Source organism: Aeromonas bestiarum (assembly GCF_028751155.1).
GTDB classification, from domain to species: Bacteria; Pseudomonadota; Gammaproteobacteria; order Enterobacterales; family Aeromonadaceae; genus Aeromonas; species Aeromonas bestiarum.
On the sequence record NZ_CP064746.1, the window covers coordinates 1,393,941 to 1,418,506 of the forward strand.

Annotated in this window: 18 protein-coding genes; 5 read left to right on the plus strand and 13 right to left on the minus strand. The window is 61.0% G+C overall.

All coding sequences use genetic code 11. The features are described 5' to 3' along the window. Window positions 1–88 precede the first annotated feature (88 nt). Window positions 89–1,783, plus strand: coding sequence for a pyridoxal phosphate-dependent decarboxylase family protein (locus tag IU367_RS06705; protein WP_274453774.1), 1,695 nt, complete (start codon window positions 89–91; stop codon window positions 1,781–1,783). Window positions 1,784–2,012: 229 nt separating this feature from the next. Further along, window positions 2,013–2,804, plus strand: a complete 792-nt coding sequence (locus IU367_RS06710; protein ID WP_274453775.1) for a hypothetical protein — start codon at window positions 2,013–2,015, stop codon at window positions 2,802–2,804. Between the two features lie 211 nt (window positions 2,805–3,015). Here IU367_RS06710 and IU367_RS06715 read toward each other — a convergent pair whose 3' ends face one another. From IU367_RS06715 to IU367_RS06760, 10 genes are all read right to left on the minus strand, one after another. Further along, window positions 3,016–4,551 (minus strand): glycosyl hydrolase family 18 protein, encoded by a 1,536-nt coding sequence (locus IU367_RS06715; RefSeq protein ID WP_274453776.1) that lies wholly within the window; start codon window positions 4,549–4,551, stop codon window positions 3,016–3,018. 410 nt (window positions 4,552–4,961) lie between these two features. Further along, on the minus strand, window positions 4,962–5,318 hold the full coding sequence (locus IU367_RS06720) for a copper-binding protein (protein ID WP_274453777.1): 357 nt from the start codon (window positions 5,316–5,318) through the stop codon (window positions 4,962–4,964). A gap of 46 nt (window positions 5,319–5,364) precedes the next feature. Then, a complete protein-coding gene (locus tag IU367_RS06725) occupies window positions 5,365–8,493 on the minus strand; it encodes an efflux RND transporter permease subunit (RefSeq protein ID WP_274453778.1) in 3,129 nt (1,042 codons plus the stop codon). Beyond that, the gene (locus IU367_RS06730; protein ID WP_274453779.1) at window positions 8,490–9,983 is read right to left on the minus strand and encodes an efflux RND transporter periplasmic adaptor subunit; all 1,494 of its coding nucleotides are present in this window, start codon (window positions 9,981–9,983) and stop codon (window positions 8,490–8,492) included. The genes IU367_RS06725 and IU367_RS06730 overlap by 4 nt, the downstream gene beginning before the upstream one ends. 322 nt (window positions 9,984–10,305) lie before the next feature. After that, a complete protein-coding gene (locus IU367_RS06735) occupies window positions 10,306–10,758 on the minus strand; it encodes a hypothetical protein (RefSeq protein ID WP_043134279.1) in 453 nt (150 codons plus the stop codon). 217 nt (window positions 10,759–10,975) lie between these two features. Then, window positions 10,976–14,104, minus strand: a complete 3,129-nt coding sequence (locus tag IU367_RS06740; protein WP_274453781.1) for an efflux RND transporter permease subunit — start codon at window positions 14,102–14,104, stop codon at window positions 10,976–10,978. Between the two features lie 9 nt (window positions 14,105–14,113). Then, window positions 14,114–15,313, minus strand: coding sequence for an efflux RND transporter periplasmic adaptor subunit (locus IU367_RS06745; protein WP_103471133.1), 1,200 nt, complete (start codon window positions 15,311–15,313; stop codon window positions 14,114–14,116). A gap of 340 nt (window positions 15,314–15,653) precedes the next feature. Then, a complete protein-coding gene (gene xthA / locus IU367_RS06750) occupies window positions 15,654–16,460 on the minus strand; it encodes an exodeoxyribonuclease III (protein WP_274453782.1) in 807 nt (268 codons plus the stop codon). Window positions 16,461–16,715: 255 nt separating this feature from the next. Continuing rightward, window positions 16,716–17,678: an ion channel gene (locus tag IU367_RS06755; RefSeq protein ID WP_043134271.1), complete on the minus strand. Its 963-nt coding sequence runs from the start codon at window positions 17,676–17,678 to the stop codon at window positions 16,716–16,718. Between the two features lie 60 nt (window positions 17,679–17,738). Further along, window positions 17,739–19,385, minus strand: a complete 1,647-nt coding sequence (locus IU367_RS06760) for a tetratricopeptide repeat-containing response regulator (RefSeq protein ID WP_274453784.1) — start codon at window positions 19,383–19,385, stop codon at window positions 17,739–17,741. A 333-nt stretch (window positions 19,386–19,718) separates the two neighbouring features. Between IU367_RS06760 and IU367_RS06765 the strand changes: the two genes are divergently transcribed. Beyond that, window positions 19,719–20,924 carry an MDR family MFS transporter gene (locus IU367_RS06765; RefSeq protein ID WP_274453785.1) on the plus strand — a complete coding sequence of 402 codons (1,206 nt, stop codon included), beginning with the start codon at window positions 19,719–19,721 and terminating at the stop codon, window positions 20,922–20,924. A 164-nt stretch (window positions 20,925–21,088) separates the two neighbouring features. Here the strand turns inward: IU367_RS06765 and IU367_RS06770 are convergent, their stop codons facing one another. Next, window positions 21,089–22,129: an FAD:protein FMN transferase gene (locus tag IU367_RS06770; protein ID WP_274453786.1), complete on the minus strand. Its 1,041-nt coding sequence runs from the start codon at window positions 22,127–22,129 to the stop codon at window positions 21,089–21,091. Window positions 22,130–22,459: 330 nt separating this feature from the next. Between IU367_RS06770 and azu the strand changes: the two genes are divergently transcribed. Both azu and IU367_RS06780 read left to right on the plus strand, forming a co-directional pair. Further along, window positions 22,460–22,900, plus strand: a complete 441-nt coding sequence (gene azu / locus IU367_RS06775; RefSeq protein WP_042871224.1) for an azurin — start codon at window positions 22,460–22,462, stop codon at window positions 22,898–22,900. A gap of 211 nt (window positions 22,901–23,111) precedes the next feature. Then, a complete protein-coding gene (locus IU367_RS06780) occupies window positions 23,112–23,315 on the plus strand; it encodes a hypothetical protein (protein ID WP_043556742.1) in 204 nt (67 codons plus the stop codon). 9 nt (window positions 23,316–23,324) lie between these two features. Here the strand turns inward: IU367_RS06780 and IU367_RS06785 are convergent, their stop codons facing one another. After that, the gene (locus IU367_RS06785) at window positions 23,325–23,780 is read right to left on the minus strand and encodes a PD-(D/E)XK nuclease superfamily protein (RefSeq protein WP_241278370.1); all 456 of its coding nucleotides are present in this window, start codon (window positions 23,778–23,780) and stop codon (window positions 23,325–23,327) included. A 105-nt stretch (window positions 23,781–23,885) separates the two neighbouring features. Then, the gene (locus tag IU367_RS06790; protein WP_274453788.1) at window positions 23,886–24,446 is read right to left on the minus strand and encodes a HutD family protein; all 561 of its coding nucleotides are present in this window, start codon (window positions 24,444–24,446) and stop codon (window positions 23,886–23,888) included. Window positions 24,447–24,566: the final 120 nt, after the last annotated feature.

Consider the following 24,566-nt stretch of genomic DNA (forward strand, 5'->3'; position numbering starts at 1 on the left):
GTAGGGGAGGCCATTAGATATTGTCGCTGTTTCAAACAGCGGCTCAGGGGTATAAGGGCAGCACACTTGCTGTACTAATGGTATAAAAATGAGTGACTTAGTTTATCTGAAAGATGAAGGCGTCAACGCCGTCCACCCCGAGTTCTCCGCCCGTTTCGCCACAGTCAAAGCCAACTTTTTCTCGCGCAATCCCGATCTCTGGCCGGTATTTCGCGAGCCCGGTTTCGCCACCCTCAACGAGTTTCGCGCCCGTGGCCTGGCGCCGGATGCCCGCCTGAACGCCTGGCCAGATGGCCGCGCCCGCCTCGCCGATCTCTGCGAGACCATGCCGGTGCCCGCACAGATGCGCACTCCGGGCGAGCCCATGACCGAGCTGCTGTTTGCCGGCGCCCTGTCGAAAGACTGGGAGAACCCCTCCAGCGTCGAGAACGTCATCACAATGTCGGCGGATCCCGCCATCTACGGCGCCCAGATGGGCATATTGGCCAACCCCAACCTGGTCTACTCCGAGTATGCCGGGGTGGCCGAGGAGCTGGAGAAGAAGGTGGTGCGCCAGATAGCCCTGCTGGCGGGTTACGATCCGGCCCGCGCCACCGGCATCTTCACCCAGGGGGGGACCTTCTGTAACCTCTACGGCTACCTGCTCGGCATTCGCAAGAGCCTGCCGGAGGCCAAGCACAAGGGGCTCGGCCACTATCAGGACTACCGCATCATCAACTCCCAGGGCGGCCACTACTCCAACATCACCAACCTCTCCCTGCTCGGGGTCGACATAGAGAACAAGACCATCCGTATTCAGGTGGGCGAGAACAACGACATCGATCTCGATCACCTGGAGCGCACCCTGACCGCCTGTTTTGCCCTCAAACATGTGGTGCCCACCATCATGCTCACCATGGGGACCACGGACACCTTCGGGGTGGACCAAGTCAAACCCGTGGTCGAGCTGCGGGATCGCCTCTGCGAGCGGTTCGAGGTGGCGGTCAAGCCCCACATCCACGTGGATGCCGCCATCGGCTGGTCGATGATCTTCTTCCTGGATTACGATTTTGGCGCCAACCCGCTCGCCATCAACGGCGCCACCCTGGCGGGGATCGAGCGCAACGTGGCCCGCTTCGCCGAGCTGAAATACGCCGACTCCTTCACCGTCGACTTCCAGAAGTGGGGCTATGTGCCCTACACCTCCAGCCTGGTGATGATCAAGGAGCAGGACGATCTCAAGGCGATGGAGAACGACCCGGAGAACTTCTCCTATTTTGAGCGGGACATTCAGGGCCAGACCCACCTGCAGTCCACCATCGAGTGTTCCCGCGGGGCGAGCGGTCTGTTCGGTGCCTATGCGGCGCTCAACTACCTGGGGGTGGAGGGCTATCGCACCGTGCTGGCCCACTGCCTGCAAAATGCCAACTACTTCCGCTTCCGGTTAAGCCAGCTCGGCAACGTCAAGCTGGTGGCCCAGGAGAATCAGGGGCCGAGCGTGGGCTTCAAGATCTACAACCCCGAGTGGGTGCAGGATCCGGACGCCGAGTTCGCCTTCGAGCTGGCACGCAGCCCGGATGCGGCCTACAAGGCGCGCTTGCAGCGCAACACCGACTATCACCGCGGCCTCTTTACCGGGCGCGGCAAGGTGGGGCTCTACACCAACTGGGTGGAGGCCATAGCCCACTCCGACTACGATGCCCGCGGCAAATACTCCTACATCGCAGGGGAAAAAGCGGTCTTCATGAACCCCGCCTGCAGTCGTGAGCAGATCGATGCCTTCATCGCGCACATTCGCGGCTGATGGCGGATGAATGACGGGGCGCAGGCGGGTCTCCCCCTGCGCCCTGCTTTTTTGATACGTCAATCAATTGAATCAAAAGGGATTGCTTGCGAATCCCCCGGGAAATGTGAAGTTCTGCACGTTACGCCCTTCTGCATCCCTTTCTGACTTTTATCGCCCTGTTTTTTCCGTACGGTATGGACTCCAACGGGCTGGCTTTCAGCCTTGGATATCAACAAAAGGAGCCGTTATGGACAAGCACAGACGCAGAGTCACCCTGGGATTGTTGAGTGCCCCCCTGGTCGCCACCCTGGCCGGGTGCAACAGCAGCAACGACAGCGAAGGGAGCCCGGTCGACTTTAGCACCACCCTGACAGACCGGCTGAGCGCCGAATTGTACGACGAGCAGACAGCCCGCCGGCTGGCCCCCTTCATCGAGGAGGCCTGCTTCAACATGACGCCGTCCCGGGTCGTCATCGACAGCGTCAACTGCGTAATAGCCTTTGCCTTTGGCAACCGCCCCAACGCCTCGGGCAACCCGGATGAGCTGGCCGAACCCGGCCCCATGAATGAGGCCCTGGCCGCCTGTTGCGCCGCTCTCTATCGGCAAAAGCCGGTACCCATGTATGTGCAGTGGGAGATAGCCTGCTTCCTGGACTCTAAAGCTTATGGGGATATTCCAACCACGGATATCATTCCCATCAAGCCTTACTGGGATGACGCTGGCAAGCTTATCTATCTGAGCACAGATGATGTGGTTAAAAAGATTATTGAGGAGCACACCCAGGATCAAGACCCGGCCACCCTCGGCATGGCGGCCATCATCGGTCACCGCGACCACGTCAAACGCTGCATCATGACCTGCCGTGCCCGCAAGGTGGCGAGCCATGCCCCGGAGGGGATCGCATTGCCCGTCTGGTATGACGAGCAATCCGCTCAACCCTGGACCCGCCGCCGCGACCTCTATGTGCTGCAGGACATCTCGGCCCAGCTGATGGGGGTGGCGAAGGCCAACATAGCCCAGGCTTATCCGGACGGCTGAGCCGCGCTGATGGCGCAATGCAAGCCGGGTCAGGGGCCCGGCCTGTTTGTCATCATGGCGGGCGAAGCGCCAAGGCATCGGATGGATTGCCTCTGCGGGCAATCATATCGGCTTGTGCCCGAATGTGGCGTCACTCGTGCGGCGTAATAGAGACATGCCGGTGCAAGGTGCACCGGCATGATGTGATCAAGGTATATTGAAGGTGATGGGGTCAGGGAGTCGGCACCGTACTGGCGCAATCATATTGTTCGCCACTTAATCCCATGATATGACAGGTCGCTGTCAACACATCATTGGGACGAGCCCATGCAGGATCCCAGCCACCCATAGGTTCATCATGGCGTTTGTCTTTATACAGATCCCACATGATCATGCCGGAGGGGGAATATCTGGCCGTGCGCGTGGCGATATCCGTGAGGAGATCCTTGCTCAGCAGTAAATTGCCTGTCGCCGGTCTGCCAACTTCAAATCCGACCGTGATGGCTGGACTTATCAGCAATTTTTGCGGTTGAATGGCGGCGCTGGCATAACTCGGCGATCCTTTTACCACTGCGTGTCCAGGTCGTATGGTGTCACCGGATTTCAGCCAGCTGAAGAAGGCCCCGTAATAATAATCAACCTGCCCTGCCAGATCGCACGGAATATTGGTGTCGCCCCCACAGTCTGTTTCGCTCAGGTCATATGACATTATGCCAATGGTACTGAGTCGATCGACCAGATCCGGATATTGCAGCGCGGTATTGTAAATCAGGCCATATAAATTACCGCCCCACCAGGCACCACCATAGGTATTGCTGGTATAGGCATTGCTGCCCCAGTTGGCCGACATGTTTGGGATACCGCCGGTTGCGGGGGCCGCCGTGCTCAGTGCCAGCTCGGGGTTGATGGCATCGATGGCCTGGTAGAGGGAACGCATGATGGCCGCAAACTTGTCGACCGTGTCCGGCATGATCCTGGGATAGGGCTGCTCGGCGGGATTGAGTTGCATGCTGTCGTTGTAGACCCGCACTCCCTTGCCTCTGCTCATCAGGGTGGCCGTGTCCAGGTATTCCACATTGCTGGCCGGCGGCTGCACCGAATCCGGCGTCAGCCGCCAGCTGTAGGCGTTGAGATCCGCGTGCCAGAACTCCTCGTAGTCCAGATCAATGCCTGCCACGCCGAGGTCATTGGCCAGCTGCACCACGTTGCGATACGCCTGATCCGCGGCCTGGCCGGATATCGGATTGTCGAAGCGGTTGCGGGGGCCCGGGTTGGGGAAGGAGTCGTATTGCTCTCCGGCCGGGCCACAGGCATCCACCTTGCCCGCCGTGACATCGTAGTATTCCGGGATGCAGCTGAAGTTCCAGCCCCCGACGGCAATATAGGTCTCGACGCCATGGAGTTTGAAGGTGTTGATAATATCCCTGAGCTGGGAAAAGTCGGCGATGGATTTATTATTATCAGCCAGATTGTTTTGGGTTGTGGTATCGCAGACATATCCAAACAATCCGGTGCAGGCCAGGTCATTTTGCGTGTAATTGACCAGGCTGGGTTGGACAAATGACAGTACCAGCTTGTTGAAATTGCTCTTTTGACTGGCCACCTGATTGCTCAAGGCTTCCAGATTGTCCAGTGATGCATAGTAGCCAGGTGTATTGGCTGGGGCATCCGAGCCACTCAGATAGTAGGCGGTTATTTCTGGTGTTTGTGCCATGGCAGCGCCGGCAAACAGCAGCGGGAGCGCGCCGAACAGGGTGTGATGTTTCATATAATATCCTTATTGATCTCTACAAGAGCGCAGTAGAGCCGAAAGCAACATCCTTGCTCTCATACAGGGTTATCTTGGATGATATTATCGGTGGTATATTTTATTGGTCTGATGTGACTCCGGTTATGAATAAGGAGCCCTGATAATAAGGTGAGATGACTGTTTTTTTGCTGAATATAAACTGAATGGCGGTCAAGCTTGTTTTATTAACTTTGTTGTCAGTGTTTTATCATTGTTTTAAATGCAAATAACTGCTCGTGGTTATATATCCAGCCTGCTTGCCAAGGTCTTTGTTGAATTATATTTGGATGTTTGACCATAATCCGGCTGGGGTGCATCAAGAATAAAGAAAGGGAATATGAAAGGCGGAGGGTGTCCGCCTTCCATATTCCAGTTTCACGTCGGTCGTTTTACCGCTTCTGCAACTGGGTGACCATCAACTTGCCGGCCGGGTTTTCGGCGTGAAAGCGCACCGCATCCCCCACCTTGAGCCCCTTGGTCAGGGTGGGATCGGCCAGCAGGAACACCATTGTCATGGGAGGCATCTTGAGGTTGTCGATGGCCTCGTGTTTGATCCCCACCTTGCCGTTGGCCTCGTCGATACGGCTGATGACCCCCTTGGTCATCACGCTCTCTCCCATCGCCTGCATATCCATCCCCTCCATCTGGGCCATATCGTGCCCCTCGTGGCTCATGGTCATCTCGGCCTGGGCCTGGAGAGAGGCGAGGCCAAGCAGCAATGTCAGGGTCAGTGTCTTGTAATTCATGATGTTTTCCTTCAGTCGTTTATTCAAAATCGGTTGTAAATTCGGGTTATTCGGCTGCCTGGTGCGCGCTCTTGCCAAGGCCTCGGCTGCGCCACAGGTAGTAGGCGGCGGGCAGCACCAGCAGGGTCAGCACCAGAGCGCTCACCATGCCGCCTATCATGGGGGCGGCGATGCGCTGCATCACCTCGGAGCCCGTGCCCTGGCTCCACATGATGGGCAAGAGACCCGCGATGATGGTCACCACAGTCATCATCTTGGGGCGCAGGCGCAGGGCGGCGCCGTGGATCACGGCCTGGTGCAGGCCCGCCTTGTCCGGTTTGCCCTGGGCCACCAGGTCATCCCAGGCGTGGTTGAGGTAGACCAGCATCAGCACGCCCGTCTCCACCGCCACCCCGGCCAGGGCGATAAAGCCCACTCCCACCGCCACCGAGAGGTTGAAATCCAGCAGCCAGATGGTCCAGATCCCGCCCACCACGGCGAGCGGCAGTGTGGTGAGAATGAGCAGCACCTCCTGCATGCGGCGAAACGCCAGATAGAGCAGCAGCACGATAATGGCGATGGTTAACGGCACCACGTAGGCGAGGCGCGCCTTGGCCCGCTCCATGTATTCGTACTGACCCGACCAGGTGAGGGCGTAGCCCGCCGGCAGCACCAGCTGCTTGCCTACCTCGGCCTTGGCCTCTGCGACGAAGGTGCCGATGTCGCGACCGCGAATATCCACGTAGACCCAGCCGTTCAGGCGCGCGTTTTCACTGCGCAGCATGGGGGCCTCGTCACTGATGTAGACGCGGGCCACGTCCGCCAGCGCGATCCGCTCCCCCTTGGGGGTGATCAGAGGCAGCAGTTCGAGGCTTGCCACGGAATCGCGATAGCTCTGGGGATAGCGCAGGTTGATGGGGTAGCGCTCGCGCCCCTCTATGGTCTGGCCCACGTCCATGCCGCCCACTGCGGTGGCGAGCACTGCCTGCACGTCGGCGATGTTGAGGCCATAACGGGCGGCATTGAGCCGGTCTATATCCACCTTCACATAGCGGCCACCGGCCACCCGTTCGGCGTAGACAGACGCTGCCCCCGCCACCTTGCCGACGATCTGCTCGAGCTGCTGGCCGACTTGCTGGATCACCTTGAGGTCGGGCCCCGCTATCTTGATGCCGACCGGGGTCTTGATGCCGGTGGCCAGCATGTCGATGCGGGTCTTGATGGGAGGCACCCAGGCGTTGGTGAGGCCGGGGAAGCGGATGAGGGAGTCGAGCTCCTCTTTCAGCTTCTCCGGCGTCATGCCGGGGCGCCACTGGTCGCGAGGCTTGAGCTGTATGCTGGTCTCCATCATCACCAGATCGGCGGGGTCTGTGGCCGAGTCGGCGCGGCCCGCCTTGCCGAACACGTTCTGCACCTCGGGCACGGTACGAATGAGCTTGTCGGTCTGCTGCAATATTTCCCGCGCCTTGCCCACCGAGATGTTGGCCGCCGTGGTGGGCATGTACATTATGTCCCCCTCATCGAGCGGCGGTATGAACTCTGAGCCCAGATACTGGAGTGGCCAGAAGCCCGCCACCGTCACCAGCAGTGCGGCGGCCAGCGTGGTCTTGGGGCGCGCCAGCACGGCCTTGAGCAGCGGGATATAGGCCTGGCTCAAGCCACGGTTGAGGGGGTTGGCTTGTTCGGCCAGCACACTGCCACGGATGAAATACCCCATGATCACTGGCACCAGCGTGATGGAAAGCCCGGCCGCCGCCGCCATGGCGTAGGTCTTGGTGTAGGCCAGCGGATGGAACATGCGTCCCTCCTGCGCCTCCAGTGCAAACACCGGCAGGAAGCTCATGGTGATGATGAGCAGGGAGAAGAAGATGGCGGGCCCCACCTCTATGCTCGCTTCCGTGATGATGCGCCAGCGGTTCTTGTCCGTTAATGCCTCCCGCTCCATATGCTTGTGTACGTTTTCGATCATCACTATGGCGCCGTCCACCATGGCGCCGATGGCGATGGCGATGCCGCCAAGGGACATGATGTTGGCGTTGATCCCCTGCAGGTGCATGACGATGAAGGCGGTCAGGATGGCGATGGGCAAGGTGATGACCACCACCAGAGACGAGCGCAGGTGGAACAGGAAGGCCAGACAGACCAGTACCACTACGGCGAACTCCTCCAGCAGCTTGCCGGAGAGGTTGTCGATGGCGCGCTGGATAAGATCGGATCTGTCGTAGACGGTGACGATCTCCACCCCCTGTGGCAGGCTGCTTTTCAGCTCCGCCAGCCGCGCCTTGACTCCGTCTATGGTGTGCTGGGCATTCTCGCCGTAGCGCATGACTATGATGCCGCCCACCACTTCCCCTTCGCCGTTGAGCTCGGCGATACCGCGCCGGCTCTGGGGGCCCGTGACCACATCCGCCACATCGCCGAGCAGCAGGGGCGCGCCCCTGACCTGGGTGCCGAGCGGGATCTGCTTGAGGTCTTCGACGCTCTTCAGATAGCCGTTGGAGCGGACCATGTATTCCGCTTCCGCCATCTCGATGACGGAGGCGCCTGTCTCCTGGTTGCCCTGCTCTATGGCGGTCTGGATGAGGGAGAGGGGGATGCCGTAGGCGCGCAGCTTGTCCGGATCGACCCGCACCTGATACTGGCGCACCATGCCGCCCACTGTGGCGACTTCGGAGACGCCGTTGACGGTCTGCAGCTCGTATTTCAGGAACCAGTTCTGCAACGAGGTGAGCTCGCTGAGATCGTGCTTGCCGCTTCTGTCTACTAGGGTGTACTGATAGACCCAGCCCACCCCGGTGGCATCCGGACCCAGCTGGGGTTTCGCCTCGGCAGGCAGATTGGGGGAGACCTGGCTCAGATACTCCAGCACCCGGGCGCGGGCCCAGTAGAGATCCGTGTTGTCGTCAAACAGCACGTAGACGAAGGAGTCGCCGAAGAAGGAGTAGCCGCGTACCGTGGTGGAGCCCGGCACCGCCAGCATGGCGGTGGTGAGCGGGTAGGTGACCTGATCCTCCACCACCTGGGGCGCCTGGCCCGGGTAGGAGGTCTTGATGATCACCTGCACGTCGGAGAGATCCGGCAGGGCATCCACCGGGGTCTGTTTGACTGACCAGAGCCCCCAGGCGGTGAGCATCAGGGTCAGCAGCAACACCAGAAAGCGGTTGCCCACGGACCAGCGAATGATGGAAGGGATCATTGCTTGGCTCCCATATCATGCTGGCTATGGTCCATGCCTTCCATGTCCGTCATGTCATCTTTGGCAGGGGCATCCTCGATATGGATGTTGGTGATGCGGTACTCGTCCCCCTGCTGTTCCACCTGCAGATGCAGGGTCTGACCCGATGCGAGTTTGGTCATGTCGACGCCGTCCGCCACGGTGAAATCCATCTCCATGGCGGGCCACTGCCACTCGGGGATAGGCTGGTGGGAGACTGTCAGGGTGCGGTTGGCAAGAGTGATCCCCTGTATCTCGCCCTGGGTCCACACCTGGGTGGGACGCACCGCCGTCATGCGCTGGAAGTCCGAGTCGATGGCCGATTCGGAGTCGAGCAGGAACTGGGCCGAGCTGACTATGCTGTCACCCGTTTCCACCCCCTCCTCGATGGCGACCTTGTCACCAAACTGGGCGCCCAGGGTGACGGCCACCGACTTGAAGTTGCCATCCCCCAGCGCCAGTACCAGCCGGTTCTGGTTGCCGGTGCGGATCACGGCTTCGCTCGGTACCACCATTTGGGGCTCACCCTTGCCGGTGCGGATGCTCACCTTGGCGAACATGTTGGGTTTCAGGAACTCGTCCGGGTTGTCAAAGCGCAGCCGAACCTTGAGGGTGCGGGTGGCGGCATCCAGGGTCGGATAGAGGTAATCCACCCGACCCTGCCAGCTGCGACCGGGGGCGTAATCCAGGGTCATAGTGACAGGATCTCCCACCTTCAGCTGGGCCGCCTGGCGTTCGAACACCTCGGCGCTCACCCACACCTGCTGCAGGGTACTGATGTTGAACAGGGCGGCGGCGGGCTCCACATACTGGCCCTCGCGCACCTTCAGCTCCGACACATAGCCGCTGCTGGGGGCATAGATGCTGATGGTCTCACGCACCTGGCGGCTGCGCTTGAGGGCCGCTATCTGGTCCGCTGGTACCTGCAGGGACTTGAGCTTGCCCTCGGCGGCGCGCAGCAGCAGCGGGTTGGCGGTGTTGAGCGCCAGCAGGTATTCGTGCTGGGCGTTGACCAGATCCGGGGCGTAGAGCTCGTAAATCAGGCTCCCCTTGCTGACCCTCTGCCCCTCGCTCTTGATGGCGAGGGTGCGGATCCAGCCCGCCATGCGGGCGTTGACCGCCTCCAGCCTGTCTTCGTCATAGCCGACGTAACCCACGGTCTCGATCTGCTGGTGGATGGGCAGCCTCTCTACCTTGGCCAGCCGCACTCCCAGGTTCTGCTGGATCTCGGGGCTGATGGTGATGGTGCCGGGCGAGCCACCCTGTTTCTCCTCATAGACGGGGATGAAGTCCATCCCCATGTTGTCCTTGGCGGGGGCATCGCGCTTGTCGCGGGGATCCATGGGGTTGACCCAGTAGAGCGGCGTCTTCTCCTTGGCGCTGGCGCCGTCGGTCGTCTGTTTGGCTACCCAGTAGCCGCCACCGGCCCCGAGGGCGAGCAGCAGGGCAGCGACCAGCAGTTTCTGGCTCATCGCACACCTCCTGTCTGCGGGAGGCGGGTGGCACTTGGTTCGACGCAGCGTTTGGTACTGTGTTCGGGAATGCGGGCAGATGACATCATATGTCTTCTCTTCTGTCAGGCCGCCGGGCTGCCGTGGTGACAAGTGCGCCAGAGTGGCACCTGGCTGTCGTTATCACGACAGCACACACGGGCAGGGCGGCAAACGGGGCGCAGCTGTGTCAGCGCGCACGGCTCCCTGTGGTGACTGGCATGGCCAGCCGTGACAGGGTCAGGCAAGGGCGTGCGCAGGCGACAAGATGAGCCTTGCCGCGAGCACGCGAGAGAAGCGCTTTCTAATGGCGCAACACCGACAGCATCAGATGTCGGCGGGGCCAGGAGGGGGGGTGAGTACCGCGAGATCGCAGGAAGGGATCCCGCAGCCAGTGATCGAACAGATGGCTGGCGACCCCCAGATGGGGCAGCAGCAACAAAGGGAGAACGAGCAGGGTCAGCAGCGCGGCCAGCAGTGGCAGGCCGGCGCCGGTTGGCGAGGTGAGGCCGCCGTGCATCTGGCACTCCCCCTGGTTCATGGCATCGCCCTGCGCGCCATCATCGGGTGCCATTGTGTGGCAGGCGAGCCCCTGCATGGCGGTCGCGCTCATGGTTGCGTCGTCGCTGCCGGTCGCCATGGCGGGGGAGATGATCTCGGCCCCGTGCCAGCTGATGCAGAGGGTGAGATTGCAGACGAGCATGAGCGCCAGCAACAGCCGGGCAATGCGCTCAGTGGGCAATCTCGATGACAGCATGGACATGTCCTGATGATGATTGGGGTCACTGTAAACCTTACCTTGAGAGTAAGGTCAAGGTGAGTACAAGCCAATCGGCGTGGTTGTGATCCCGCCTGCGCTTTGCCTGAAGAGGTAAGGGGTTGCCTGGATGGGAGGCGCAGATGGAAGCGCAAGGAGGGGGCGACAGATGAGCCGCGTAGGTATAGAAAAGCCCCCGCATCGGCGGGGGCTTGTGTCACTGTTTCTGCTGGGGCGCGGGGGCGCGGGGTCGCTCCGATCGCTTCATGATGAGGCGGAAGAAGAGCGGGATGAAGAAGATGGCGATGAAGGTCGCCGCCAGCATGCCGCCGATGACCGGCCAGCCGAGGGCGTGACGGCTCGCCGCGCCGGCACCGCTCGAAGTCACCAGCGGCACACAGCCGAGGATGAAGGCGAGCGAGGTCATGACGATGGGGCGAAAACGCAGCCGCGCCGCCTCCAGCGCCGACTCGATCAGGCTCATTCCCTCCTCGTGCTTCATCACCGCAAACTCCACGATCAGGATGGCGTTCTTGGCCGCCAGCCCGACGAGCGTCACCAGCCCTATCTGGAAGTAGACGTTGTTGGTGAGACCCACCAGCCAGGTGGCCAGCAGGGCGCCGAACAGGGCGAACGGCACGGCGGTTATCACCGCAAATGGCAGGCTCCAGCGTTCGTACTGGGCGGCCAGGATGAGGAAGATCATCACTATGCCGAAGCCGAACGCGGTGCCCGCACTGCCGGCGGCTGCCTTCTCCTGATAGGCGGAGCCGGTCCACTCCAGCTTGGCGTCGTTGCCGAGGGACTCGTCGGCCACGGCTTCCAGCGCGGCGATGGCCTGGCCGGAGCTGTAGCCCGGCGCCGGCTGCGCCATGATCTTGGCCGCCTGGAAGATGTTGAAACGCTCCACCAGTTCGGGGCCTGTGGCATCGCGCACCGTCACCAGACTGCTGAGCGGTATCATCTCCCCCTTGTCGGAGCGGACATAGACGTTGCGGATGTCGCTCTTCTTGGCGCGGTAGTCCGCCTCGGACTGCAATTGCACCCGGTAGGTACGACCGAACTGGTTGAAGTCGTTGACATAGACCTGACCGAAGGTGGCCTGCATGGTGTCAAACACCGCATTGATGGGCAGCCCCAGCGCCTTGGCTTTCTCGCGATCCAGATCGAGATAGACCTGGGGCACGTTGGCACGATAGGTGGAGGTGACGCTGGCGAACTCGGGACGCTCTTTGGCCGCTTCCAGGAAGCGCTGCACCTCGGCCGAGAAGGCCTGGGCGTTGCCGGTGCTGCGGTTTTGCAGATAGGCCTCCAGCCCGCCTGTGGTAGACATGCCGGTGATGGGGGGCGGGTTGAAGGAGGCGACGAAGCCATCCGCCAGCCCCATCAGGCTCATGCCCTGGAAGGTCTTGGCCAGGGAGAAGGAGTCCTGCCCCGCGCCCTGGCGCTCGCTCCAGTCCTTGAGGGTGATGAAGCTGATGCCGCTGTTGCTGATGATGGCGTTGGAGAGGATGTCAAAGCCCGAGAAGGTGATGACGTCCTTGACGTTGGGGTTGGCCATCGCCATCCGGTCGAAGTCATTCGCCACCGCCAGGGTGCGGGTAAGGGAGGCCGCATCCGGCAGCATGACGGCGGAGAGCAGGTAGCCCTGATCTTCGTTCGGTACCAGCTCACCGGGCACCTTCAGCAGCAAGCCGTAGATGGAGACCAGGATGAAGGCGATGATGGTGAACGCCACCCCGACCCGACGGTTGAGGAAGGCGACACCGCGCACGTAACGGCGGGTGAGGCCGTCGAAGGCGTTGTTGAACCAGACGAAGAAGCGGGCCGGCTTGTGGTGGCCCTCTTTCAGCAGCACGGCGCACAGGGCCGGTGACAGGGTCAGTGCCACCAGGCCGGAGATGGCTACCGACACCGCGACCGTGATGGCGAACTGCTTGTACATGACCCCCGTCATGCCGCCCATGAAGGCGACCGGCAGGAACACGGCGCACAGCACCAGCACGATGGCGATGACGGGGCCCGATACCTCCTGCATGGCGAGGATGGCGGCCTCCTTGGGCGAGCACTTCTTCTCCTGCATGATCCGCTCGACGTTCTCCAGCACTACGATGGCGTCATCCACCACGATACCGATGGCGAGTACCATGCCAAACAGGGTCAGCAGGTTGATGGAGAAGCCCAGCACCAGCATGCCGGCAAAGGTGCCGATCAGCGACACCGGTACCGCGATGCAGGGGATCAGGGTGGCACGGAAGTTCTGCAGGAACAGGTAGACCACCACGAACACCAGCAGGATCGCCTCGAACAGGGTGTGTACCACCTCCTCGATGGAGATCTTCACGAACTCTGTGGTGTCGTAGGGGATCTGGTACTCGATGTCCTGGGGGAAGCGCTCCTTGAGGCGCAGCATGGTGGCATGCACCTGATCGGCCACCGCCACGGCGTTGGCGCCCGGCTGCAGATAGGTGGCGATGCCGATGGCCGGCTTGCCGTTGGCCTTGGCCAGCAGGTCGTAATCCTTGCCGCCGAGCTCGACCCTGGCCACGTCCTTGACCCGGATTTTCGAGCCGTCCGGCATGGAGCGGATGATGATGTTCTGGAACTCTTTCACATCCTCGAGGCGCCCCTTGGTCTGCACCGTGTAGGTGAAGTCGATGGGGGCCGTGGTGGGCTGGGCGCCTATCTTGCCCGCCGCGAACTGGGTGTTCTGCTCGCGGATGGCGCCGATCACGTCGCTCGGGGTGAGTTCGAGCTGGGCCAGCCGGTCCGGTCGCAGCCAGATGCGCATGGCGTAGTCGGTGCCGCCGAACAATGTGGTGTCGCCGACTCCGGGAATCCGCTTGAGCTCATCTATGATGTTGAGCAGGGCGTAGTTCGACAGATAGGTGGTGTCAAAGGTGCCGCCCGGGGATTGCAGGGTCACTACCTGCAGGATCGAGGTCGATTTCTTCTTGACCGTCACCCCCTGCTTTTTGACCTCTTCCGGCAGCTGGGCCATGGCGGCCGAGACCCGGTTGTTGACGTTGATGGTGGCCTGATCCGGATCGGTGCCGATCTCGAAATAGATGTTGAGGTTCATCTGGCCGTTGGAGGCCGAACCGGACTGCATGTAGAGCATCCGCTCCACGCCGTTGATCTGCTGCTCCAGTGGCGCGGCCACCGTCTGGGAGATCACCTCGGGGGTGGCGCCCGGGTAGAAGGCAGTCACCGACACCACTGGCGGGGTGATCTGCGGGTACTGCTCTATGGGCAGGGATCGCATCGCCGCCAATCCAGCCAGCACTATGATGATGGAGATCACGCTGGCGAAGATGGGGCGTTCGATGAAGAACTTGGAAAACATACGAACTCCTTACTTGGCCGCGGCCTGGCTGACCATATTGGCGCTGATGGCCTTCATCTCGGCGGCCGAAACCGGCTTGACCACGGAACCGGGACGGGCCTTCATCAACCCCTCGACTATGTAGCGTTCGCCGGGCGCGAGCCCGCTGTCGATCAGCACGCCGCTGTCGACCACGGAGCCCAGCTTGACCGGCCTTGGCACCACCTTGTTGTCGGCATCCACCACCATCACCATGCGGTCGGCCTGGGACTGGACTATGGCCCGCGGCGGTACCAGGATGGCGTTCTTGCGCAGCCCCAGGTCGATGGTCATGCGCACGAACTGGCCGGGCAGCAGGGCGCCCTTCTTGTTGTCGAAGATGGCGCGGGCACGTATGGTGCCGGTCTGGGGATCGACCCGGCTGTCGGAGAAGTTGAGCTTGCCCGCCTCTGGATAGACGGAGCCGTCCGCCAGCCGGATGTGGGTGCGCCAGTTGGTGGCATCCCTGGCCTCAATCAATCCCTTTTTCACCGAGTTCTCGAAGTTGAGACGATCCTGCTCCGAGTAGGAGAAGTTGACGTAGAGCGGGTCGAACTGGGTGATGGTGGTGAGCAGGCCATTTTCGCCGCTGGTGGAGATGAGGCTGCCTTCGGACTGGGAGCTCTTGCTCGCCATGCCGTTGATGGGGGCCGTGACCTGGGTGTAGCTGAGGTTGAGATCCGCCTCCTTCACCTTGGCCTGGGCCGCCTGATGGCTGGCGATGGCGGCCTCGTAGTTGGCTATGGTGTCGTCATAGTCCTTGCGACTCACCACCTGGCGTTTGAACAGGGGGATGATGCGATCCCGATCGGCGCGGGCCTTGTTGAGACGAGCCTGCTCCTGGGCAAGTGTGCCTCTGGACTGCTCCAGCGCCACCTTGTAGGGCTCGGGGTCGATCAGGAACAGCTCCTGGCCGGCGCTGACCGGCTGGCCTTCCACATAGGTACGTTTGAGCAGTATGCCGCTCACCCGGGAGCGGACATCGATCTCGCGAAAACCGGCGGTTTCACCCACCATCTCGGCGGTCAGGGGCACATCGGTCAGCTTGACCTCGGCCACCACCACGGGCACGGGAGGCAGCGCCTGGGCACCGGCGGTCGGCTCGTCGCCACAGGCGGTCAACAGGCTGGCCAGTGCCAGGGCAATACCACAACGCTTGAACCTATCTTCCCTGACGTTTTGCACCTTCATCATCACACTCCTGTTGGATGGATCGCGATCGCCGTGCACACCTTTCTTCTGAACTGACATCATCAACAGCATGGTTACAAATTCAACTCATTGGATTACTGACAATTTTTCATGATAGAGCACGAATATTGAACCCAAGCTGCTCGGGGATGGAAGTTATCAGTGCCAATGGCGGCAGAGAGGCGAGCCAGCGACAACTTGTGTCCCGGTGACGGACGCACTCACTATAAGCGTTGCGCGCGGCACGGGTGGTCTGGTGGGCATTATAAGAAGGAAGAGGGCGGGGAAGTGGGGGCCGGGTCACAGTGGGGGCGTCAAACGTCCCCACTGTTTGTCGTCATCAGGCGAAGCAGGCCCAGATGGGGGCGTGGTCCGAGGGTTTCTCGATGCCGCGCAGCTCGTAGTCGATGCCGGTCTCGGTCACAGCGTCCTTGAGGGCGTTGGAGGCCATGATGAGGTCGATGCGCAGGCCGCGATTCTCGTCAAAGCCCTTTGAACGGTAATCAAACCAGGAGAAACGCTCGCACTCGGTGGGGTTGGCGGCGCGGAAGGTGTCGGTCAGGCCGAACCCTTTGAGGCGCTCCATCCATTCCCGCTCTATGGGCAGGAAGGAGCATTTGCCATCCCGCAGCCAGCGCTTGCGGTTCGCCTCGCCGATGCCGATGTCGAGATCGGTGGGGGAGATATTCACGTCGCCGATCAGCACCAGTTGATCGTCCGGGGTGTGGTGGGTCTCCAGATAGTGCTGCAGATCCTCGTAGAACTTCTGCTTGGCCGGGAACTTGGTCTCGTGGTCCTGGCTCTCGCCCTGGGGGAAGTAGCCGTTCATCACCTTGATGAGGGAGCCATCTTCGCGCTTGAAGGTGGCCATGATCATGCGGCGCTGGGCATCGTCCGGATCCGTGGGGAAGCCTTTTTGCACCTCGACCGGTTTCTGCTTGCTCATGATGGCCACCCCGTAGTGGGCCTTCTGGCCGTGGAACTCCACGTGATAGCCCATGGCCTCCACATCCGCCAGCGGGAAGGCCTCGTCGTGCACCTTGATCTCCTGCAGGCCGATCACATCCGGCTGGTGTTTGTCGATGATGGCTTGCAGCTGATGAAGACGGGCGCGCAGGCCATTGATATTGAAAGAGATGATCTTCATGTCCGGGATGCTCATGTCATTTTTATAAGTCGCTATTGGACTAGGAATCGGCGGTGGATGCAAGTTCCCGGGATGTGCTCGGCACAGCTCCTCTGCCGGTTATAGGGCTTTCGGTAACCTGTTCACGAGCTGTCGCGAGAGGCTGTCAGCAAGGTGAAGCGCAGCGCAGGAACCGGAATGTATATGGATACATGAGGATTCCGAGCAGCATATGAGCCTTGATCACGGCCTCGCAGCAAGATCGTGGGCAGGTTTTTAGCGAGTCATCTTCTTGACGAACACCACCACAAACAGCGCCAGCGTGAAGCTGCCGGTGAAGGCCTCGAAGGCGGCGAAGAGCCGTGACAGGCCTATGGGGGTGAAGTCCCCGTAACCCAGGGTGGTGAAGGTCACCACGCTGTAATAGAGGCATTCGAGCAGGAAGATGGCGTTCTGCTCCAGGGGGGCGTCTGGCCGGTAGATGAGGTGGTTGCCGTTGAAGCTCAGGCCAAAGAAGAAGTAGAAGATGCTGCAGATGAAGATGAGCAGCAGGGAGAAGAGCACCACCCGCATGGGCGCCTCGCCGTAGCCGCAGAAGAGATCGACGATCCAGGAGGTGAAGCGCTGTGTCGACCAGAGCGGCAACTGCAGCCGGCGCATGGTGAGCTCCTGCTGTATGTAGCGGCCGGACATGGTGAAGATGCCCTGGGCCTCCGAGGCCTTGCGCAGATCCCGGTAGGTCTCCTCGGCCTCTTTCAGCCAGATGCGGGCCTGCACGGGATCGCGCTCCTTGCGGCCGCGCCGCTCCTGCATCAGCCGTTTGCCGGTGTTGAGGTTGTCGAGCCGGGTGTTGTGCCAGCGAATGCCGAGCAGGTTGACGTCATCGAGCTCGGCGCAGTGCAGGTTGGCTTCGCTGAGATCCGCCTTCATCAGGCTGCCGCCCTTGATGCGGATGCCGTAGAGGTGAGCTCCCTGCAGGTTGGCGCGATAGAAGTTGCACTGTTCCAGCAAGAAGCCCTGCGGGGCCCCCTTCTTCACCAGGTTGAGGCCGGCCAGGTTGGCGCGGGCCAGTTGCAGGCCGTGGCACAGACCCCCTTGCTGGATGTAGTGCTCCAGCTCGCGAGCGGTATGGGGGCTCTGATGATCGGCGTGGGGATCGTGCCAGCGGCACAGTTCGTGCTCCTCCGCCTCCTCGCTGCAGTGGCGCCCGTCCGCCACCAGATATCGACACATGGCCATCGTCTGTTTCCTCCCCTCGCCGAGTCTGTATCAGCATAGGCGAGCGGGCCATGGCCGGGGTCAACTGAGCTGGGTAAACTCCTGACGCAGTTTGCGAAAACGATCCTGCTGTGCCGGGTTCAGGGGAATACCGTCCAGCACCTCCAGCGTCTCCTTGCACTCGGCGCCAAACTCCGGGCTCTTGCGGTTTTTCTGCATCAGTTGCAGCAGCACCTGGATCTTGTTGAGGGCGGCACCTGTATTGGCGGGGGCCCGGCGCAGCGCCTCGCGAAAGTGGCCCAGGGCCTGCTCCAGCTCGCCGCTCTGGTAGGCCTTGATGCCCAGTTCGTTGAGCTGCTGGTAACGCTGGCGGCGTTCGAGCACCGTCTTGTCGTCGCGGGTGGCCTGGATGCAGGTGGTGAGCAGTCTGTCTTCATCCTCCGCCAGCAGCGCCTGCAGCGTCTCGGCATATTCGAATTCGCCGAGCTGGTAGAGGGCGAGTATGGTCTCGCCCAACAGGCTGGGGGGCATGGTGCCAGGTTGATCGAGCCAGTTCTGGTTGGCGCGATAGAGCATCTTCTTGCCCTTGAGCAGCTCGCCCAGGGCGATCTGCACCCTGGCCTGGCAGATCTGCTCGAACACCGGGTAGTTGAACTCCGACATCATCAGCGAATCGCGAATGCGCGAGAGGGCCGAATTCACCTGCTTTTGCAGGTTGGCTATGTGGTAGATGTCGTTGCTGTTGAGGGCGTACAGGGTCAGCGCCTGGATATAGGCCCCCAGATAGTGGGGGGTGCGATGGATGGAGTTGCGCGACAAGTCGATGAGCGACAGCAGCACGTCCTTGGCCTGGGCGTAGTCGTGGCGCAGCAGGCACACCTCCGCCAGCCGGCGGGAGAGCTGCACCGACTGGGGGGAGATGTCCACCGCCCGTCTGAGCTCCTGCTGGGCCTGCTCGTCATTGCCGAGCGCCAGCTGGGATTCCGCCAGCCAGAGGTGGGCCTCCACCATCAGCGGGGTGTTCTTGAGGGTCGCCTGCAGGTGGCTCACCGCCTCCTCATTAAGTCCGAGCGTATGGCACGCCTTGCCCAGGGTCAGCCGGGCCCAGCTGTTCTCCTGGCCGGCCAGCAGCTGGCGCATCAGGCTGCGCGCCTCCTTGGCCTGTCCCAGTTTGAGCTGGGTATCGGCCTGCAGGCAGCGGCAGAAGTTGGCAAAGCGCGGCACCGCATCGGCCCGTTCGGCGCAGGCGGCCAGCAGGGTGGGCAGATCGTCCTGGGCGAGGGCGATGAAGACGCTCTCCAGCGCCAGGCGACGGGCGAGGGCGCGTTTGAGACGAAACGAGAACTGCTCCTGGGAGAAGGGCTTCATCAGGTATTCGTCGGGCTCGGCCTCCAGCGCGCTCAACACCATGGCGCGGGAGCTGTCGCCGCTCACCATGATCACCACGCTCTGGGGGGGAATGAGCTTCTGATCCCGCAGGCTCTCCAGCAACTGGCGGCCGTTCTCGCCGACCCCCAGTTCGTAATCGAGCAGGTAGATGTCAAAGGTCTCTTTCTGACAGCGACGCCTGGCCTCCTCGGCCGAATTGACATAGGTGATGCGACTGATGCCGATGTTGATCAGCATCGCCTTCATCATCACCTGAAAGGATCGCTGTTCGTTGACCAGCAGAATGCGCTTGGGCTTGGGCGTGGCTTTTTTTTCTGGCTCGGGTTCCGGTGTCTGCATCTGTCTGGGTCAGGGCGCTACGGGCGGATAACAGAAGTGTGCCACCAAAGCGCGCAGACAGGCAATTGAACATGGGGTGGCGCCGCGGTTTTTCCGCGAAGCTCCGCCGTTCATTATTTCTTCTGGACCAGAAAGGGGGGGGGGGGAACCGGGGGGGATGACGGGCGGCGGATCCCTGTTCGGTCTTGACGATGAGGTCGCCTGCCGGTCCTCTCAGAGAGCATCCCTTTGGGCGGTTTTTTTCATGGTAGGGATTGTGTCGACAGGTGCCTTTTGATACCACTGAATGCTTTCCCCTGCGAATATGCTGCCATTGCGTGACAAGGAGTTCCCATGCGCCTACCTCCCTTTCCTCCGCTAGTCTGGATCGTGATCCTGGGCACCTTCATGGTGCGCACCAGCTTCTTCATGGTTTGGCCTTTCCTCTCCATTCTGCTCTACCGGGAATATGGCCTGTCGGCGTCCGGCATCGGGATGCTGCTGGGCGGTGCGGCTGTGCTCTCCTGCCTTATCGGTTTCTACGTTGGCTGGCTCTCCGACAGGCTCGGCAGGCGCACCATACTGTTGCTCGGCTGCGTCCTGTCGTGCGGCGCCTACCTGCTGCTTGGGTTTGGTCACTCCCTCTGGTTCATTGCCCTCGGGGTATTCGGTTCCGGCCTCTCTTATGCCTTCATCGACACCCCGGGTAAGGCGCTGATGGGGGATCTGCTGCCTGAGAAGGCGCAGCGGGAGCTGGCTCAGCACTTGCGTTACTTCCTGCTCAATGTGGGGGCGGGAGTGGGGCCCCTCATCGGCGTGATGGTAGGGCTAGGCGCGCGCCAGGAGACCTTCGTGGTGACGGCCGTCAGCTATGGTCTGCTCGGCATCGCCTTCCTGCTTGGCTTTCGCCGCGAGTGCGTCGGCCGGCCGGATGCGGGCCTCACGCTGGGGGCCATGCTCAAGGTGGTGGGACGGGATCGGGCCTTCATGCTGTTTATCCTCGCCAATCTGCTGATGATGCTGGTCTACGCCCAAGTGGAGTCTCCGCTGATCCAGTACCTGGTCCGCACCGGTGCCCCTGAGGTAGAGACCCTGGTGGCCCTGCTGGTGGCCACCAATGCAGTGACCATCATCACCCTGCAATTTCCGTTGCTGCACCTGACGCGGCGCTGGCGAGTGAGCCTGCGGTTGCAGTTCTCCATCCTGCTGATGGCGGCCGCTCAGGTGCTGTTCGCCATGTCTAGTCCGGCCCTGCTGTGGCCCTGGCTGGTGGCGGTGTTCGTGCTGAGCGTGGGGGAGGCGGTGCTGTTCCCGCTCTTCAACGTGCTCATCGACGAGATGGCGCCGGCTCACCTCAAGGGGAGCTACTTTGGCGCAAGTGCCCTGGCCGGGCTCGGTTGGGCGCTCTCGCCTCTGGTGGGGGGTTGGCTCTTGCAGGTGTGGGGCGGCCCGGCCCTGTTCGCCGTGATGACCGCGATTTGCGTGCTGGTGTTTGTCCTCTACGGGGCGGGCAGCCGGGTGGCGCGTCAGTCGGCCGAGCCGGCCGGCTGCGGGGATTAGCATGGAAGCACCTTGTCGGCGGTCACTGGCTTGATGTCGCCGAGAATACATGCCAGTACCGGGCCAAGCTGCCCAAACAGACGGTGACCCCGGCGCCTCACCACATTCCCATCGTGCAGTGCCAACTTGAAAACAGCGAGGCCCCGCACGGCGGGGCCTCGTTTTTATGGCTGTTTGGGGATCAGATAGGGGGCGAATTGGGGGGTGAATCTGGCTTCGAATCCCTGCTCTGTCTTGACGATAAGGTAGACCGCGAGCCGGTGCTCCCTGGCGAAGGCCATCGCCTGCTCGGGCCCCATCACCATGAGCGCCGTGTCGAGGGCATCGGCTTCCAGTGCGGTCGGGGTGATCACGCTGGCGGAGACCAGCTTGTGGGTCACAGGTGCGCCCGTGGCGGGATCTATGATGTGGGAGTAGCGCTGGCCATCGAGCTCGTAATAGTTGCGATAGCTGCCGGCTGTGCTGAGGGCCATGCCGTTCGGGCTCACCACATCGGAGAAGGCCCCCGGTTGATCGGAAGGCTCGACTATGGCCACCCGCCAGGGGTTGCCCTTGCCATTGTTGCCCTTGCTGCGCACGGCACCGGCCACTTCGATCAGGTAGTTGTGCACCCCCTTGCTCTCGAGCAGGCCAGCTATCTCGTCCGAGGCGGCCCCCTCGCCCAGGGTGGAGAGATCGAGGTAGAGCGCCGGGATTGCCTTGCCGAGCAGGAAGTGATCCCCCTCCGGCGTCAGGCTCAGCTTGTCTATGCCTACCTTGAGGCGGGCTGCGGCAATTTGCCCGGCATCTGGCCGCTTGAGCGGGCGCTTGTCCGGGCCGAATCCCCACAGGTTGACCAGCGGCCCCACTGTGACGTCCAGCTTGCCCTGGGTGAGGTGCCCGGCATCCATGCCCTGCTGCACTATCCTGGCCATGGCCGCCGGAATGACAGTGGGCTGCTTGCCCGTGCTCTGATTGAAGCGGGAGATGAGGGAATTCGGATCGTAGGTGGAGATCTCGTGGTTCATGCGCGCCAGCAGGGAGTCGACCTCCTGTTGCAGCGCAGGCTCGCCCCCCGGGAAGGGATCGCTCACAGTCACCACATAATAGGTACCCATGGTCTTGCCCTGAATGCGGGTCTGGGTCGGTGCAGGCTGGCAGGCGGTCAGCGCCAGTATCAGGGTCAGCAAGAGGCCGCGCAGGGCCCATACCGGGGGAAACGACATAAGCAATATCTCTATCTTGAACAGGGCCTGGTGCCATGGGCCGCCAGCTTAGCCAAGCGGCTGGCGGCTGGCGAGTGGCCGTGTGGAAAATGGCGGGAGAAAATTAAACAGGGGTGGGCCGGGAGAGGGGTTGATGCGTATCCATTCAGGTTCAGCGTCTGTTGTGAATAAGGTCAATCTGGTGACCTGACCCGCAGCTTTGCGCTAAAGCCATAGCCGATTGACAACATTTGAGTAGAATAAGGTCGATTTTGACAGCATCTTTGCCAGTCCGGGTGCTCGCCTGCAGGCAATCGTGTTGCCATTTATTGCCAATCAAAGGAGAGGATGATGAAAAAGGCGATTACCCTGCTGTTTCTGAGTACCCTGGCTGCCCCGGCTCTGGCCGATGAGTGCGCGTTGGTCATCGAAGGCAATGATGCCATGCAGTACAACCTCAAGGAGATGAGCGTACCTGCCACCTGCAAAGAGGTGACCGTGACCCTCAATCACACCGGCAAGATGCCGGTGACCGCCATGGGCCACAACTGGGCGCTGGCGAATACCGCCGACTATCAGGCTGTGGCCACCGCAGGCATGAGTGCCGGTGCCGACAACAACTACCTGCCCAAGGATGATCCGCGCGTGCTGGCCCACACCAAGCTGGTGGGCGGTGGCGAGAGCACCAGCGTCACCTTCAAGACCGACGGCCTGGCCGGCAAAGATCTCACCTTCTTCTGCTCCTTCCCCGGCCACTTCGCCATGATGAAGGGCACCTTCAAGATCGGTTAAGCCGCTTGTCGGATGGTCATGAAGAAAAAGCCGGGCTGCCCCGGCTTTTTTTATGGTGCGGATACCTGGTGTCGATCGCGCGGTACAGAGGAGCCAAGCGATTGAATGAATGGTTCATTTCGTGATCTGGCGAGGAGTGGTCGCGTCCTGGACGGGATAGAATAGGCCGCAAGCGGGGCCTGTCGCCCCAGACTCAGAATGGATGTGGGTGATGAGAGCAGTCAAATGGGTGGTCAGCTGTTGCCTGCTGCTGGTGTGCGCCCTGGCGCTGGCGGCAGAGCCCCCGGTCAAGAAGAGCAGGAGCGGCATCTGCCACCCCCAGGGCGGCACCTACTACAGCCGCACCAAGCATTATGTTCCCTACGACAGCATGCAGGCCTGTCTCGACAGCGGGGGCCGCGCCCCCAAGCGCTGATCTAAGAGGTCAGAGCCAAAGTGCAAATTCTGCCAAGTCATAGCATTTGATATTTTTGGTGGTGTATTTGGCTGATTCAGATTTTAACCATTCGAAGGCGGCCTTTTTATGGCCTTGGCCTTCGATTAAAATAATGACATTTGGTTCGGGGGCTTTATACGCACTTTGTAAAAAGAAAGGAAATTTGCGGTCAACAGAGCCGGAGACTTGTTGTTGATGAGGCTCTATTCGAGTTAATCCATCAACTGGGTGGTTAATTACAAAAGCACTTATGGCTTTAAGTCCATAGAGATCTTCATAAGGCACTCTAGACTTGAATGTTTTGTGTGTCGATAGATGATTATCTTCAACATATTGAAATTCTTCTAGAATATCTCTCATTCTTTTCTGAAGTTGTTGATTGCTTTTTTCTTCTTCAGTGGTGAGTTCAGGTGGTGTTTCAAACCCATCAAATGTGTATTGCATAGGATCTCTCATCACAAAAACATAGAGAGATCCATATTACTCCACCATTAATAAGATTCAATATGGTGGAGTGTTTTTTGACCATGGCCCCAAAGGTTAAATTTATTAAATAATTGATTGTAAGGTAAAGAAGGCGATGGCCGTTTTCTTCTGGCACTCCAGTCTTATGCTCTCTTCCCCCGTGACCACCAGCGTCTCGTTGACCGCGACGGCTTGGCCCTCAACGTCGAGCTGGCCGCTCAGCAGGTGGCAGAGGTAGGTCTTGTCTGTATCCAGACTGAGGCTAAGCGGGAAGGGCAGATTGAGCACCCGCACGTTGGCGCCGATGCGCGCGGGATCGTAGATGAGCCCCAGATCCGTCACCTCTTTTTTCAGCAGCTCGCAGTGGGTCTCATCATCTCCGCTGAAGTGGGCCGCCTCTAAGGTGGCATAGGGGTGGCCGTTGAGCACGAAACCGGCGCCGCTGATGGGCAGCAGGATGCGTTGATAGCCGGGAAATTTGGAGAAGGGGCCGGCGGCCTTGATGGGGGCCGAGCTCAGCCGGTAGTCAAAGTCGAGCTTGTCCAGGGTGGCGCCCTTGGGGGCGATGAGGATCTGGGCTGTGGTGCCCTGCTTGTTCTTCCAGGGCATCTTCAGCTGGTCAGACTCTTTAATCAGGGTGATCACTATGGCGCCTCGGCAGTGGAGTGAGAGAAGGGGCAATGAGGCCAAGTGATACCATCCCCCAGGCCGGCTCACAAGGCGGCGACGCTTCGCGTTCGTCCGGTTGGCCACTATTTAGGCGCA

Excerpts from the sequence above, each read along its gene's own strand:
- IU367_RS06705 (WP_274453774.1), top strand. The coding sequence starts at position 89 with ATGAGTGACTTAGTTTATCTGAAAGATGAAGGCGTCAACGCCGTCCAC.
- IU367_RS06710 (WP_274453775.1), top strand. The coding sequence starts at position 2,013 with ATGGACAAGCACAGACGCAGAGTCACCCTGGGATTGTTGAGTGCCCCC.
- IU367_RS06715 (WP_274453776.1), bottom strand. The coding sequence starts at position 4,551 with ATGAAACATCACACCCTGTTCGGCGCGCTCCCGCTGCTGTTTGCCGGC.
- IU367_RS06720 (WP_274453777.1), bottom strand. The coding sequence starts at position 5,318 with ATGAATTACAAGACACTGACCCTGACATTGCTGCTTGGCCTCGCCTCT.
- IU367_RS06725 (WP_274453778.1), bottom strand. The coding sequence starts at position 8,493 with ATGATCCCTTCCATCATTCGCTGGTCCGTGGGCAACCGCTTTCTGGTG.
- IU367_RS06730 (WP_274453779.1), bottom strand. The coding sequence starts at position 9,983 with ATGAGCCAGAAACTGCTGGTCGCTGCCCTGCTGCTCGCCCTCGGGGCC.
- IU367_RS06735 (WP_043134279.1), bottom strand. The coding sequence starts at position 10,758 with ATGCTGTCATCGAGATTGCCCACTGAGCGCATTGCCCGGCTGTTGCTG.
- IU367_RS06740 (WP_274453781.1), bottom strand. The coding sequence starts at position 14,104 with ATGTTTTCCAAGTTCTTCATCGAACGCCCCATCTTCGCCAGCGTGATC.
- IU367_RS06745 (WP_103471133.1), bottom strand. The coding sequence starts at position 15,313 with ATGAAGGTGCAAAACGTCAGGGAAGATAGGTTCAAGCGTTGTGGTATT.
- xthA (WP_274453782.1), bottom strand. The coding sequence starts at position 16,460 with ATGAAGATCATCTCTTTCAATATCAATGGCCTGCGCGCCCGTCTTCAT.
- IU367_RS06755 (WP_043134271.1), bottom strand. The coding sequence starts at position 17,678 with ATGGCCATGTGTCGATATCTGGTGGCGGACGGGCGCCACTGCAGCGAG.
- IU367_RS06760 (WP_274453784.1), bottom strand. The coding sequence starts at position 19,385 with ATGCAGACACCGGAACCCGAGCCAGAAAAAAAAGCCACGCCCAAGCCC.
- IU367_RS06765 (WP_274453785.1), top strand. The coding sequence starts at position 19,719 with ATGCGCCTACCTCCCTTTCCTCCGCTAGTCTGGATCGTGATCCTGGGC.
- IU367_RS06770 (WP_274453786.1), bottom strand. The coding sequence starts at position 22,129 with ATGTCGTTTCCCCCGGTATGGGCCCTGCGCGGCCTCTTGCTGACCCTG.
- azu (WP_042871224.1), top strand. The coding sequence starts at position 22,460 with ATGAAAAAGGCGATTACCCTGCTGTTTCTGAGTACCCTGGCTGCCCCG.
- IU367_RS06780 (WP_043556742.1), top strand. The coding sequence starts at position 23,112 with ATGAGAGCAGTCAAATGGGTGGTCAGCTGTTGCCTGCTGCTGGTGTGC.
- IU367_RS06785 (WP_241278370.1), bottom strand. The coding sequence starts at position 23,780 with ATGCAATACACATTTGATGGGTTTGAAACACCACCTGAACTCACCACT.